This is a genomic window from Streptomyces sp. NPDC031100, from assembly GCF_055570785.1.
In genome coordinates, this window is the sequence record NZ_JBVIGN010000012.1 from 85657 (window position 1) to 98414 (window position 12758).

Sequence of the window (12758 nt, forward strand, 5' to 3'; positions counted from 1 at the left end):
CAGGAATCCGAGTGACGCCCGGTGGACGACATGTCTGCCGGGCGTTCCCTTGTGGAGTCACCTGAGGGGCAGCCGACGTCAGGGGCGCGGGGCACGCTCAACGCCTGCGAAGGTCAGCCACACGCCCTCGCTCGGCGCCGGCCGACTGCTCCAACATCCCCCGCAGCCCACCCCCGTTCACCTGTCCCCGCCTCGGCCCCGGCAGCGGAGCCCGCCGCGCCGGGACCTGCTCACCCCCCGGAGGGCCACTCGCCCCCGCCACGGCGATCTGCACCCCCTGATCGGCGAGGGCCTGCAACTCCGTGGCGGCACGATCGTCATGCGCAGGCGGCTCATCGGTGACCAGCCGCGTGATGACATCCGTCGGCACCGTCTGGAACATCGTGTCCGTACCCAGCTTGGTGTGGTCCGCGAGGACCACGACCTCCGCGGCGGCCTGCACCAGCGCCCGGTCGACGGACGCCGAGAGCATGTTGGACGTGGACAGCCCCCGCTCGGCGGTGAGCCCGCTCCCGGACAGGAACGCCTTGGACACTCTCAGCCCCTGCAGGGACTGCTCCGCTCCGGAGCCGACGAGGGCGTAGTTGGAGCCGCGCAGGGTGCCGCCGGTCATCACGACCTCGACCCGGTTGGCGTGTGCCAACGCCTGCGCCACCAACAGGGAATTGGTGACGACGGTGAGTCCGGGCACCCGCGCGAGCCGACGCGCAAGCTCCTGCGTGGTCGTACCCGCGCCGACCACGATGGCCTCGCCCTCTTCGACGAGTCCCGCGGCGAGGTCGGCGATGGCCGTCTTCTCCGCGGTCGCGAGATGGGACTTCTGCGGAAAGCCGGACTCCCGCGTGAACCCGCCCGGCAGTACCGCACCGCCGTGCCGGCGGTCGAGGAGTCCTTCTGCCTCCAGTGCGCGCACGTCCCGCCGTACGGTCACTTCGGAGGTCTGGACGACGCGGGCGAGTTCACGGAGCGACACGGCCCCGTTCGCTCGCACCATTTCGAGGATCAATTGGCGACGTTCTGCAGCGAACACGAAACTGACAGTAACCCCAACGACCGTCTGCTTTCAGCAGTTTGCGCCGAATAACAGAAGTTGTTCGCATGGCAAGGCGGGAAGTGGTATAGGGCCTATCCTTCCCGCCTATGCCGCACGCATGCTCGACAACTCCCCGTGACCAGGGGGAAGTCGGGACGGCCCGTCAGGCCTCGCCGTTGATCTTGCGCGTGTGCAGCTGCCGTGCCACCTCCGCGATCGACCCCGAAAGGGAGGGGTACACCGTGAAGGCGTTCGCGATCTGTTCGACCGTCAGATTGTTGTCGACGGCGATCGAGATGGGGTGGATGAGTTCCGAGGCGCGCGGTGCCACCACGACACCGCCCACGACGATCCCCGTACCCGGCCGGCAGAAGATTTTCACGAAGCCGTCCCGGATGCCCTGCATCTTGGCGCGCGGGTTGCGCAGCAGGGGGAGCTTGACGGCGCGTGCCTCGATCTTGCCGGAGTCGATGTCGGCCTGGGTGTAGCCGACGGTGGCGATCTCGGGGTCGGTGAAGACGTTCGAGGAGACCGTCTTGAGGTTCAGCGGGGCCACCGCGTCGCCCAGGAAGTGGTACATGGCGATACGTCCCTGCATGGCGGCGACGGACGCGAGGGCGAAGACTCCGGTCACGTCACCGGCGGCGTAGACGCCCGGAGCGGTCGTCCGCGAGACCTTGTCGGTCCAGATGTGGCCGGAGTCGCGCAGCTTCACACCCGCCTCCTCCAGCCCCAGGCCCGCGCTGTTCGGGATCGCGCCGACGGCCATGAGGCAGTGGGAGCCGGTGATCACGCGGCCGTCGGCGAGGGTGACCTCGACCCGGTCGCCGACGCGCTTGGCGGACTGCGCGCGGGAGCGGGCCATGACGTTCATGCCACGGCGCCGGAAGACGTCCTCCAGGACGGCGGCGGCGTCCGGGTCCTCACCCGGCAGCACCCGGTCCCGCGAGGAGACCAGAGTGACCTTGGACCCGAGCGCCTGATAGGCACCGGCGAACTCGGCACCGGTCACACCCGAACCGACCACGATCAGCTCTTCGGGCAGCTCGTCGAGGTCGTAGACCTGGGTCCAGTTGAGGATGCGCTCGCCGTCGGGCTGGGCGTCGGGCAGCTCGCGCGGGTGACCGCCGGTGGCGATGAGGACGGCGTCGGCGGTGAGGGTCTCCTCGGTGCCGTCGGCGGCGGTGACGACGACCTTGCGGGAGCCGTCGAGGGCCTGCATGCCGTCCAGCCGGCCGCGGCCGCGCAGGACCCGGGCGCCTGCACGCGTGACGGAGGCGGTGATGTCGTGCGACTGGGCGAGCGCGAGCCGCTTCACACGGCGGTTCACCTTCCCCAGATCCACACCCACCACCCGGGCCGCCTGCTCCAGCGGCGGGGTGTCGTCGGCGACGATGATCCCCAGCTCCTCGTACGAGGAGTCGAAGGTGGTCATCACCTCGGCCGTAGCGATAAGGGTCTTCGACGGCACGCAGTCGGTCAGCACCGACGCTCCGCCCAGACCGTCGCAGTCGACGACGGTCACCTCCGCACCGAGCTGGGCGGCCACCAGAGCCGCCTCGTATCCGCCGGGTCCGCCACCGATGATCACGATCCGAGTCACGTACCCCATTGTCCCGCACGCTTCAAGGTGCTACTGCCCGGGGGCGCCGGGCCGCGGCTCCCGGGACGCGAGGGACGGGAGTTTTCCCCGCCGTAAGGTCTCCGCCGTACGCTCTCCTCATGTCGCTCTACGCCGCGTACGCAGGCAACCTCGAAACGCGGCTGATGTCCCGCCGCGCCCCGCACTCCCCGCTGCGCGCCGTGGGCTGGCTGAACGGGTGGCGGCTGACCTTCGGCGGCGAGCAGCTGGGCTGGGAGGGCGCACTGGCGACGGTCGTCGAGGAGCCCGGGGCCCAGGTCTTCGTCGGCCTGTACGACATCGCGCCCCTGGACGAGGAGTCGCTGGACCACTGGGAGGGCGTGGGCCTCGGCATCTACCGGCGCATCCGGGTCCGCGTGCACACCCTGGACGGCGAGGAGTCGGCCTGGACCTACGTCCTCAACGCCTACGAGGGCGGGCTGCCCTCGGCCCGGTACCTCGGGGAGATCGCGGATGCCGCGGAGTCGGCCGGTGCGCCACACGATTACGTGATGGAGCTGCGGAAGAGGCCTTGCTGAAGGCGACTGACCCTAAACTTGGTCGGGATTGGCGCACGAAATGGGAGAGCGTGATGACCGGCAGGACTGCGTACCAGGTCTACTACACGGAGCAGGCGGCGGCAGCTCGGGACCGCCTCGACGAACCGCAGCGCGCCGCGTTCGACAAGGGCATCATGATGCTCGCCCAGGACCCGTTCCCGGACCTGTCCCGGCCCATAAGCTCCACGGGAGACGACCGGACGATTCGGCTCACGCAGAACATCCTCATCGAATACACCATCAGCGTGGGCCGACTGTTGATCTTCATCGTCGAGGTCTTCAACGACAAGGACATCTACGTCACGGGCGTCTGAACGTCACACGGAGGCGCTTTCGTCGGAAACGACAAGGCAACGATCCCCATCCCGTGAGGTCTGTCATCTACGCGCGTAGGCGAAGAGCGGCTACCCTCGTCGACGTGAACGCATCTCTTCTTCCGGACGACATCCAGGGCGACCCCTACGCCGCCGCCGACGCCGCCGCCGCGCGCCTGCGCGAACTCACCGGCGCCGAGACCCACGACGTCGCCCTCGTGATGGGCTCCGGCTGGGCTCCGGCCGTCGACGCCCTGGGGGCTCCCGACGCCGAGTTCCAGGTCACCGAGCTGCCCGGCTTCCCGCCGCCGGCCGTCGAGGGACACGGCGGCAAGATCCGCTCGTACACCTTCGGTGACAAGCGCGCGCTGGTCTTCCTGGGCCGCACGCACTACTACGAGGGACGTGGCGTCGCCGCCGTCGCCCACGGCGTCCGTACGGCCGTGGCGGCCGGCTGCAAGACGATCGTCCTCACCAACGGCTGCGGCGGCCTGCGCGAGGGCATGCGCCCCGGCCAGCCGGTGCTGATCAGCGACCACATCAACCTGACGGCCACCTCCCCGATCGTCGGCGCCAACTTCGTCGACCTGACGGACCTCTACTCCCCGCGGCTGCGCGCCCTGTGCAAGGAGATCGACCCCTCCCTGGAGGAGGGCGTCTACGCGCAGTTCCCCGGCCCGCACTACGAGACCCCGGCCGAGATCCGCATGGCCCGTGTCATCGGCGCGGACCTGGTCGGCATGTCCACGGTCCTCGAGGCTATCGCCGCGCGTGAGGCGGGTGCCGAGGTGCTGGGCATCTCCCTGGTCACCAACCTCGCGGCGGGCATGACCGGCGAGCCCCTCAACCACGAGGAGGTCCTCCAGGCGGGCCGCGACTCGGCGGCACGGATGGGCGAGCTGCTCGGTCAGGTTCTGGGCAAGCTGTAAGCGGAGGGTCTGGGGGCGGAGCCCCCAGGTACCCGCACCACGAACAACGAGAGGTTGATCCCAAGGTGCACGACGATCTCATCGCCCGGGCCGAGGCATGGCTCGCCGAGGACCCCGACGCGGAGACCCGTGAGGAACTCGCCAAGCTGATCGACGCCGGGGACGTCACCGAACTCTCCGCCCGCTTCAGCGGCACCCTCCAGTTCGGCACCGCAGGCCTCCGCGGCGAGCTGGGCGCCGGCCCGATGCGCATGAACCGCAGCGTCGTCATCCGCGCCGCCGCGGGCCTCGCCGCGTACCTGAAGAAGAGCGGGACCCCCCACGGGGACGACACTGCCGGACTCGTCGTGATCGGCTACGACGCCCGCCACAAGTCCGCCGACTTCGCCCGGGACACCGCCGCAGTGATGACCGGCGCCGGCCTGCGCGCAGCGGTCCTCCCGCGCCCCCTGCCCACCCCCGTGCTGGCCTTCGCGATAAGGCACCTGGGCGCGGTCGCGGGCGTGGAGGTCACCGCCAGCCACAACCCGCCCCGGGACAACGGCTACAAGGTCTACCTCGGCGACGGCTCCCAGATCGTGCCGCCCGCGGACGCGGAGATCGCCGCCGAGATCGACGCGATCGCCTCCCTGAACGACGTACCCCGCCCGGAGGCCGGCTGGGAGACCCTGGACGACACGGTCCTGGACGCCTACCTGGCCCGTACGGACGCGGTCCTCGCCCCCGACTCCCCGCGCACCGCCCGCACGGTCTACACGGCGATGCACGGCGTCGGCAAGGACGTCCTGCTGGCCGCGTTCGCCCGCGCCGGCTTCCCCGAGCCGGTGCTGGTCGCCGAGCAGGCCGACCCGGACCCGGACTTCCCGACGGTCGCCTTCCCCAACCCGGAGGAGCCGGGCGCGATGGACCTGGCGTTCGCGCAGGCCCGCGCGACCGACCCGGACCTGGTCATCGCCAACGACCCCGACGCGGACCGCTGCGCCGTGGCCGTCAAGGACGGCGGCGACTGGCGCATGCTGCGCGGCGACGAGGTCGGCGCACTCCTCGCCGCCCACCTGGTGGCCCGCGGGGCCACCGGCACCTTCGCGGAGTCGATCGTCTCCTCCTCCCTGCTCGGCCGGATCGCCGAGAAGGCGAACCTCCCGTACGAGGAGACCCTCACGGGCTTCAAGTGGATCGCCCGTGTGGACGGCCTGCGCTACGGCTACGAGGAGGCCCTCGGCTACTGCGTGGACCCCGAGGGCGTGCGCGACAAGGACGGCATCACCGCCGCCCTCCTGATCACCGAGCTGGCCTCGGTCCTCAAGGAGCAGGGGCGCACCCTCCTCGACCTCCTCGACGACCTGGCCGTGGAACACGGCCTGCACGCCACCGACCAGCTGTCGGTCCGCGTCCAGGACCTCTCCGTGATCTCGGACGCGATGCGCCGCCTGCGCGAGCAGCCGCCGACCGAGCTGGCGGGCCTGTCCGTCGTCCGCGCCGAGGACCTCACGCAGGGTACGGACAAGCTGCCGCCCACCGACGGCCTGCGCTACACCCTCGACGGCGCCCGCGTCATCGTCCGCCCGAGCGGCACCGAGCCGAAGCTGAAGTGCTACCTGGAGGTCGTCGTCCCGGTCCCGGACCACACCGGCCTCCCAGCGGCCCGCGCCCACGCGACGGAACTCCTGACGGCGATCAAGCGAGACCTGTCGGCAGCGGCCGGCATCTGAGCCGTACGACATCGATGGGGTGCCCCGCTCGGGGGCACCCCATTTCGTCAAAGGTCGATGACCCTGAGGACCCCGGTGCTCCTGTTGTAGCAGCCGGTACAGACCCCGCCCACCTCACCTGCGGAGCAGCCCTCAGCCGGTCGCCAGCAGAACCACCAGCAGGACCGCCCCGGCGACCGCGGGTGCGATCACCTCGTAGGACCAGCGCACGGTGACCTCGCCCTGAGCCGACTTGGCATTGCCGCGCCGCTCCTGCAGCTCCCGCAGGTCGTGCATGATCTGGTCGGTCTCCGCGCGGGTCGGACCGCCGTCGCCGACGGCACCGAGTCCGCCGAATCCGCCGAGCCCCAGGCCCCCGGACCGGCCCTCACCCTTCCCCGCCCGCGCCTGCCTCCGGGCCGCCTTCTTGCGGGCGCGCAGCGAGACGGGGATGGCCCACAGCTGGAACTTGGCGCCGGAACGGGCGATGACCTCGTTGCTGTAGCCGGAGCGCAGGGAGGCGACCTCGCCCCAGGGCAGGGTGATCACCCGGAACGGGTTGCGCACCCGCAGCCGGTCCTCGCCCGCGAAGACCGCGGGGCGCAGGGTGAAGGCGATCACCAGCGGGACGATCAGGATCATCGCGGCGAGCGCGAGCCAGGGGGTCCGCCCGTCTCCCTTGACCAGCGCGTCGAAGCCCAGCCAGAAGGCCAGCACGAGCAGCAGTACGCCGGCCACGAGCGCCAGGGGTGAGCGGTAGACCAGGTCCCTGGCGGCGGGCACGGGAGGCTGCGGCGCGGAGGGCTGGCGGTCCGGGGTCGTCATGGTCCCGATTCTGCCCGACGTGGCCGGAACCACCTCGATGCGCCCCGGCCCACGCGCTCATCCGTGATCAACAGCGAGGCAATGAGCACCCGGGGCTATACAGCCGCTACGCGCGTAGATATGCTCGTCTGGTGACCATGCCCACCACTGCACCCACAGCACACGCTCTCGCTGACGTCACCGCGTCCGACAGCACGCTGCGCCGCTTCCTCCACGGGCTGCCCGGCGTCGACGCGGTCGGCCTGGAGGCGCGTGCCGCGTCTCTCGGCACCCGTTCCATCAAGACCACCGCGAAGGCGTACGCCATCGACCTCGCCATCTCGATGGTCGACCTGACGACGCTGGAAGGCGCGGACACCCCGGGCAAGGTCCGGGCGCTCGGCGCCAAGGCGGTCCATCCGGACCCGACGGACCGGACGACCCCCACGACCGCGGCCGTCTGCGTCTATCCCGACATGGTGGCCGTCGCCAAGGAGGCCGTCGCCGGCTCCGGCGTCAAGGTCGCCTCGGTCGCCACCGCCTTCCCGGCCGGGCGTGCCGCCCTCGACGTGAAGCTGGCCGACGTGCGCGACGCCGTCGCCGCGGGCGCCGACGAGATCGACATGGTCATCGACCGGGGCGCGTTCCTCGCGGGCAAGTACCTGAAGGTGTACGACGAGATCGTCGCCGTGAAGGAGGCCTGCGGGACGAGCGCCCGTCTGAAGGCCATCTTCGAGACCGGCGAGCTGTCGACGTACGACAACATCCGCCGGGCGAGCTGGCTGGGCATGCTGGCGGGCGCGGACTTCATCAAGACCTCCACCGGCAAGGTCGCCGTCAACGCGACCCCCGCCAACACCCTCCTCATGCTGGAGGCGGTGCGCGACTTCCGCGCCCAGACCGGCGTCCAGATCGGCGTGAAGCCCGCCGGCGGCATCCGCACCACCAAGGACGCGATCAAGTTCCTGGTCCTGGTCAACGAGACCGCGGGCGAGGACTGGCTGGACAACCACTGGTTCCGCTTCGGCGCCTCCTCGCTCCTGAACGACCTGCTGATGCAGCGTCAGAAGCTGGCCACCGGCCGCTACTCCGGCCCCGACTACGTGACGGTGGACTGATCACCATGGCATCTCTCTTCGAGTACGCACCGGCGCCCGAGTCCCGCTCCGTCGTCGACATCGCCCCTTCCTACGGCCTGTTCATCGACGGCGAGTTCACCGAGGCGGCCGACGGCAAGGTCTTCAAGACGGTCAGCCCCAGCACGGAAGAGGTGCTGTCCGAGGTCGCGCAGGCCGGCGCAGAAGACGTCGACCGTGCCGTCAAGGCCGCCCGCAAGGCGTTCGAGAAGTGGTCGGCGCTGCCCGGCTCCGAGCGCGCGAAGTACCTGTTCCGCATCGCGCGGATCATCCAGGAGCGCAGCCGTGAGCTGGCCGTCCTGGAGACGCTGGACAACGGCAAGCCGATCAAGGAGACCCGCGACGCGGACCTCCCGCTGGTCGCCGCGCACTTCTTCTACTACGCGGGCTGGGCCGACAAGCTCGACCACGCCGGCTTCGGCACGAACCCGCGCCCGCTGGGCGTGGCCGGCCAGGTCATCCCCTGGAACTTCCCCCTCCTGATGCTGGCGTGGAAGATCGCCCCGGCCCTGGCGACCGGCAACACGGTCGTCCTCAAGCCCGCCGAGACCACCCCGCTCTCCGCCCTGTTCTTCGCGGACATCTGCCGCCAGGCGGGCCTGCCCAAGGGTGTCGTCAACATCCTCCCGGGCTACGGCGACGCGGGCGCCGCACTCGTCGCGCACCCGGACGTCAACAAGGTCGCCTTCACGGGCTCGACGGCCGTCGGCAAGGAGATCGCGCGGACGGTCGCGGGTACGCAGAAGAAGCTCACCCTCGAACTGGGCGGCAAGGGCGCCAACATCGTCTTCGACGACGCCCCGATCGACCAGGCCGTCGAGGGCATCGTCACCGGCATCTTCTTCAACCAGGGCCAGGTCTGCTGCGCGGGCAGCCGCCTCCTGGTCCAGGAGTCGATCCAGGACGAGCTGCTGGACTCCCTCAAGCGCCGCCTGTCCACCCTGCGCCTCGGCGACCCGCTGGACAAGAACACCGACATCGGCGCGATCAACTCGGCCGAGCAGCTGGCCCGGATCACCGCGCTCGCCGAGCAGGGCGAGGCGGAGGGCGCCGAGCGCTGGTCCCCGGCCTGCGAACTGCCCAGCTCCGGCTACTGGTTCGCGCCGACGCTCTTCACGAACGTCACCCAGGCGCACACCATCGCCCGCGACGAGATCTTCGGCCCGGTGCTGTCCGTGCTGACCTTCCGTACGCCCGACGAGGCGGTCGCCAAGGCCAACAACACGCAGTACGGCCTGTCGGCGGGCATCTGGACGGAGAAGGGCTCCCGCATCCTGGCGGTGGCGAGCAAGCTCCGCGCCGGCGTGATCTGGTCCAACACGTTCAACAAGTTCGACCCGACCTCGCCGTTCGGCGGCTACAAGGAGTCGGGCTTCGGCCGCGAGGGCGGCCGCCACGGCCTGGAGGCGTACCTCGATGTCTGAGAAGACCGACAAGACCGAGCAGCAGCGACTGACGGTCTTCAAGACCTACAAGCTGTACGTCGGCGGGAAGTTCCCGCGTTCCGAGAGCGGCCGGGTGTACGAGGTGACCGACTCGAAGGGCAAGTGGCTGGCCAACGCTCCCCAGTCCTCCCGCAAGGACGCCCGTGACGCGGTCGTGGCAGCGCGCAAGGCGTTCGGCGGCTGGGCGGGCGCGACGGCGTACAACCGGGGCCAGATCCTCTACCGCATCGCCGAGATGCTGGAGGGCCGCAAGGAGCAGTTCGTCCGGGAGGTCGCCGACGCCGAGGGCCTGTCCAAGGCGAAGGCCACCGCGGTCGTGGACGCGGCGATCGACCGCTGGGTCTGGTACGCGGGCTGGACCGACAAGATCGCCCAGGTGATCGGCGGCGCGAACCCGGTCGCGGGCCCGTTCTTCAACCTGTCCTCCCCCGAGCCGACCGGCGTGGTGGCCGTACTGGCGCCGCAGGAGTCGTCCTTCCTCGGCCTGGTCTCGGTGCTCGCCCCGGTGATCGCGACCGGCAACACGGCGGTCGTGGTCGCATCCGAGAAGGCCCCGCTGCCCGCCCTGTCCCTGGGCGAGGTCCTGGCCACCTCCGACCTCCCCGGCGGTGTCGTCAACGTCCTGTCCGGCCGTACGGCGGAGATCGCGGCGCCGCTCGCCGCGCACCAGGACGTCAACGCGATCGACCTCGCCGGCGCCGACGACGTGCTGGCGAAGGAGCTGGAGATCGCGGCGGCGGACAACCTGAAGCGGGTTCTCCGTCCACAGGCTGTGGATTACATCCAGACGCCCGGCATCGACCGGATGACCGCCTTCCTGGAGACGAAGACGGTCTGGCACCCGACGGGTTCGCTGGGCGCGTCCGGCTCGTCGTACTGAGCGGGACACCCACCGCAGCGGACCCGCCCTTAAGGCCGAGAGCCGCGTCTGCCCTCCGTCCGGGGCAGACGCGGCTCTCTCTCGTGCGCCGTCAGCCCGTCTCGCCGCCGAACAGCCCCCCGACGCCCTCCAGCGCCGGGACGGCTTCGAGCCAACTTGCCTGGGCGATCGGGCCGGTCAGGCCGGAGAGCGGGGCGTCGCTGTCCGCCGGGCGGACGGACCGGGTGAGCGTGGTGGCCCCGAAGCCGGCGGCCGGGTCGGCGGCGCGGTGGACCGAGCCCCTGAGGGCCTCCCCGCTCTGCGGGGCGAGGTGGCCGAGCGAGCTGGAGGACACCCCGACCAGCGCGTTGTCCTGAGCGGACGCGGTCGCCGCGCCAGCGCCCAGGGCCACTCCGGCGGTCGCGAGGGCGACCAGGGCGCGTCGGGTGGTGTGGGGGGAGGTGTGTCGGGCCATCGCTGGGGCCGCCTTCTGGTGCGCAGGGTAAGGGGATCGACACGTAGCGTAATTGAGGTGTGACTCACGCTCAAAAGCCGACCCGCGGGGTCGGCAGGCGGCCCCCCATGCGTCAAACTGGTGTTCCGTGAGCATTCATCCCCCGTCCCCCGCCCGTGTCGTGCTGCTGTGCGGCCCCTCGGGCTCGGGCAAGTCACTCGTCGCCGCCCGTTCCGGGCTCCCCGTGCTGCGCCTGGACGACTTCTACAAGGAGGGCGACGACCCGACGCTGCCCGTGGTGGCGGGGAGTTCGGACATCGACTGGGACCACCCGGAGTCGTGGGACGCGGACGTCGCGGTCGAGGCCATCGCCCGGCTGTGCGCCTCGGGGTCGGCGCCGGTGCCGGTGTACGACATCGCGCTGAGCGCCCGTACCGGCGAGGAGACCTTGCACATCGGGCGCACCCCGCTGTTCATCGCGGAGGGCATCTTCGCCGCGGAGATCGTGGAGCGCTGCCGTGAACTCGGGTTGCTGGCGGACGCGCTGTGCCTGACCCGCGGGTCGGTGACCACCTTCCGCCGGCGTTTCCTGCGGGACCTGAAGGAGGGCCGCAAGTCGGTGCCGTTCCTGCTGCGCCGCGGCTGGCGCCTGATGCGCGCGGAGCGGTCGATCGTGGCCCGCCAGGTGTCCTTGGGTGCCTATCCGTGCGACCGGGACGAGGCCCTGGGGCGGCTGGCGGCAGCGGGGTGGGCCGTCAGGCACGGCAGCAGAACCGCGGCCTGAGCGTCGTACGGAAACGCGAAACGGGACTGGTTGGACCCCCCGGCCCACCAGTCCCGTTCCTCTGTGCTCCCCCGTGTTTCCCCCGTGTTTCCCCCGTGGGTTCCACCCCCCAGTGGTTCCCCCGTGGTCCCCCGTGTTCTCCCCCGCGGGGTCACCCCCCAGTGACCCCTGACCTTCAGGCGACCAGTTCGCCGAAGGCGTCCTCCTCGTCACGGCCGAAGCTGAGGACCTCGTCCTCGCGCAGCCGGCGCAGCGAGCGCCAGATGCTGGACTTCACCGTGCCGACACTGATGTCGAGGATCTCCGCGATCTCCGGGTCCGTGCGGCCCTCGTAGTAGCGCAGGACCAGCATGGTGCGCTGGAGCTCGGGCAGCCGGGCCAGCGCCTGCCACAGGACCGCGCGCAGCTCGGTGCCGCGCATCGCGTCCGTCTCGCCGGGCGTCTCCGGCAGTTCCTCGGTCGGGTACTCGTTGAGCTTGCGGCGCCGCCAGGCGCTGATGTGCAGGTTGGTCATGGTGCGGCGCAGATAGCCGCCGACCGCCGCCTTGTCGCTGATCCGGTCCCACGCCTTGTACGTCGAGAACAGCGCGCTCTGCAGCAGGTCCTCGGCCTCGAAGCGATCGCCGGTCAGGTGGTAGGCGGTGGCGTACAGGGAGGCGCGGCGCTCCTGGACGTAGGCGGTGAACTCCGCCTCGGTCAGTGAACGACGCTCCCCCGAGTCCTCCCTGTACGCGGATCCCCCGTGCGTGCCCGTGACGGCTGCCGTCGCGGGCTCCCCCATGTGCGTGTCAACCACCGTCATGTAACCGGTGTGCTGACGCCCGGCGCCGCGAGCGCACCCCCGCCCGCTCACGGCACCGGACTTCTCTGAACCCCGGTGCACGTCGTGCAGACGCGTGACCACTGCGCTGGTGCTGATGCTGTGCAGCGTGTTCATTCCGCGCTCCCCGTCGTGGATTTCCGGTGTTCGGCTCTGCTCGGCGGCGGTTCCTTGCCGATGCCGAAAAGCTTGCCGATCGACCTTCATGGCCGTGTCCGTCGACTGTCACAGACCTGTCACAGGGGTCCGGCCCAAAGCCGTCACAGAGCGCGCACAGGAGGTGGCGGTACAGAGGGCCTGTGTCGGCA

The 12758-nt window shown here is 70.6% G+C and carries 13 protein-coding genes; 8 read left to right on the forward strand and 5 right to left on the reverse strand.

All coding sequences use genetic code 11. The features are described 5' to 3' along the window. Positions 1-97 precede the first annotated feature (97 nt). Positions 98-994 (reverse strand): DeoR/GlpR family DNA-binding transcription regulator, encoded by an 897-nt coding sequence (locus ACZ5DS_RS30400; RefSeq protein WP_468244820.1) that lies wholly within the window; start codon positions 992-994, stop codon positions 98-100. A 202-nt stretch (positions 995-1196) separates the two neighbouring features. Next, positions 1197-2645 (reverse strand): NAD(P)H-quinone dehydrogenase, encoded by a 1449-nt coding sequence (locus ACZ5DS_RS30405; protein WP_468244823.1) that lies wholly within the window; start codon positions 2643-2645, stop codon positions 1197-1199. A gap of 110 nt (positions 2646-2755) precedes the next feature. On the opposite strand from ACZ5DS_RS30405, the gene ACZ5DS_RS30410 reads away from it, so the two are divergent. The 4 genes from ACZ5DS_RS30410 (at position 2756) to ACZ5DS_RS30425 (ending at position 6169) form a co-directional block, all read left to right on the forward strand. Then, positions 2756-3193 (forward strand): gamma-glutamylcyclotransferase family protein, encoded by a 438-nt coding sequence (locus ACZ5DS_RS30410; RefSeq protein WP_468244826.1) that lies wholly within the window; start codon positions 2756-2758, stop codon positions 3191-3193. Positions 3194-3246: 53 nt separating this feature from the next. Further along, a complete protein-coding gene (locus tag ACZ5DS_RS30415; protein WP_468244828.1) occupies positions 3247-3528 on the forward strand; it encodes a type II toxin-antitoxin system RelE family toxin in 282 nt (93 codons plus the stop codon). Between the two features lie 104 nt (positions 3529-3632). Then, positions 3633-4457, forward strand: a complete 825-nt coding sequence (locus ACZ5DS_RS30420; RefSeq protein ID WP_468244830.1) for a purine-nucleoside phosphorylase — start codon at positions 3633-3635, stop codon at positions 4455-4457. 65 nt (positions 4458-4522) lie between these two features. Continuing rightward, on the forward strand, positions 4523-6169 hold the full coding sequence (locus ACZ5DS_RS30425; protein WP_468244832.1) for a phospho-sugar mutase: 1647 nt from the start codon (positions 4523-4525) through the stop codon (positions 6167-6169). A gap of 132 nt (positions 6170-6301) precedes the next feature. Here ACZ5DS_RS30425 and ACZ5DS_RS30430 read toward each other — a convergent pair whose 3' ends face one another. Beyond that, positions 6302-6973 carry a PH domain-containing protein gene (locus ACZ5DS_RS30430; protein ID WP_468244835.1) on the reverse strand — a complete coding sequence of 224 codons (672 nt, stop codon included), beginning with the start codon at positions 6971-6973 and terminating at the stop codon, positions 6302-6304. 137 nt (positions 6974-7110) lie between these two features. Here ACZ5DS_RS30430 and deoC point away from each other — a divergent pair, with 137 nt between their 5' ends. From deoC to ACZ5DS_RS30445, 3 genes are read left to right on the forward strand one after another with little or no spacing between them, the layout of a single operon-like run. Beyond that, entirely contained in the window at positions 7111-8070 is a 960-nt protein-coding gene (deoC, locus tag ACZ5DS_RS30435) for a deoxyribose-phosphate aldolase (protein WP_468245276.1), read from the forward strand. 5 nt (positions 8071-8075) lie between these two features. Beyond that, a complete protein-coding gene (locus tag ACZ5DS_RS30440) occupies positions 8076-9512 on the forward strand; it encodes an aldehyde dehydrogenase family protein (RefSeq protein WP_468244837.1) in 1437 nt (478 codons plus the stop codon). Continuing rightward, on the forward strand, positions 9505-10413 hold the full coding sequence (locus ACZ5DS_RS30445) for an aldehyde dehydrogenase family protein (protein ID WP_468244840.1): 909 nt from the start codon (positions 9505-9507) through the stop codon (positions 10411-10413). Before ACZ5DS_RS30440 ends, ACZ5DS_RS30445 begins: the two co-directional genes overlap by 8 nt. Before the next feature lie 91 nt (positions 10414-10504). Here the strand turns inward: ACZ5DS_RS30445 and ACZ5DS_RS30450 are convergent, their stop codons facing one another. Next, positions 10505-10867, reverse strand: a complete 363-nt coding sequence (locus ACZ5DS_RS30450) for a hypothetical protein (RefSeq protein ID WP_468244843.1) — start codon at positions 10865-10867, stop codon at positions 10505-10507. A 127-nt stretch (positions 10868-10994) separates the two neighbouring features. Here ACZ5DS_RS30450 and ACZ5DS_RS30455 point away from each other — a divergent pair, with 127 nt between their 5' ends. Continuing rightward, entirely contained in the window at positions 10995-11630 is a 636-nt protein-coding gene (locus tag ACZ5DS_RS30455) for a uridine kinase family protein (RefSeq protein WP_468244846.1), read from the forward strand. Positions 11631-11805: 175 nt separating this feature from the next. On the opposite strand, the gene ACZ5DS_RS30460 is transcribed toward ACZ5DS_RS30455, so the two are convergent. Beyond that, positions 11806-12567, reverse strand: coding sequence for a SigE family RNA polymerase sigma factor (locus ACZ5DS_RS30460; RefSeq protein WP_468244849.1), 762 nt, complete (start codon positions 12565-12567; stop codon positions 11806-11808). Positions 12568-12758: the final 191 nt, after the last annotated feature.

Excerpts from the sequence above, each read along its gene's own strand:
- ACZ5DS_RS30405 (WP_468244823.1), bottom strand. The coding sequence starts at position 2,645 with ATGGGGTACGTGACTCGGATCGTGATCATCGGTGGCGGACCCGGCGGA.
- ACZ5DS_RS30460 (WP_468244849.1), bottom strand. The coding sequence starts at position 12,567 with ATGAACACGCTGCACAGCATCAGCACCAGCGCAGTGGTCACGCGTCTG.
- ACZ5DS_RS30445 (WP_468244840.1), top strand. The coding sequence starts at position 9,505 with ATGTCTGAGAAGACCGACAAGACCGAGCAGCAGCGACTGACGGTCTTC.
- ACZ5DS_RS30415 (WP_468244828.1), top strand. The coding sequence starts at position 3,247 with ATGACCGGCAGGACTGCGTACCAGGTCTACTACACGGAGCAGGCGGCG.
- ACZ5DS_RS30440 (WP_468244837.1), top strand. The coding sequence starts at position 8,076 with ATGGCATCTCTCTTCGAGTACGCACCGGCGCCCGAGTCCCGCTCCGTC.
- ACZ5DS_RS30400 (WP_468244820.1), bottom strand. The coding sequence starts at position 994 with ATGGTGCGAGCGAACGGGGCCGTGTCGCTCCGTGAACTCGCCCGCGTC.
- ACZ5DS_RS30410 (WP_468244826.1), top strand. The coding sequence starts at position 2,756 with ATGTCGCTCTACGCCGCGTACGCAGGCAACCTCGAAACGCGGCTGATG.
- deoC (WP_468245276.1), top strand. The coding sequence starts at position 7,111 with ATGCCCACCACTGCACCCACAGCACACGCTCTCGCTGACGTCACCGCG.
- ACZ5DS_RS30450 (WP_468244843.1), bottom strand. The coding sequence starts at position 10,867 with ATGGCCCGACACACCTCCCCCCACACCACCCGACGCGCCCTGGTCGCC.
- ACZ5DS_RS30430 (WP_468244835.1), bottom strand. The coding sequence starts at position 6,973 with ATGACGACCCCGGACCGCCAGCCCTCCGCGCCGCAGCCTCCCGTGCCC.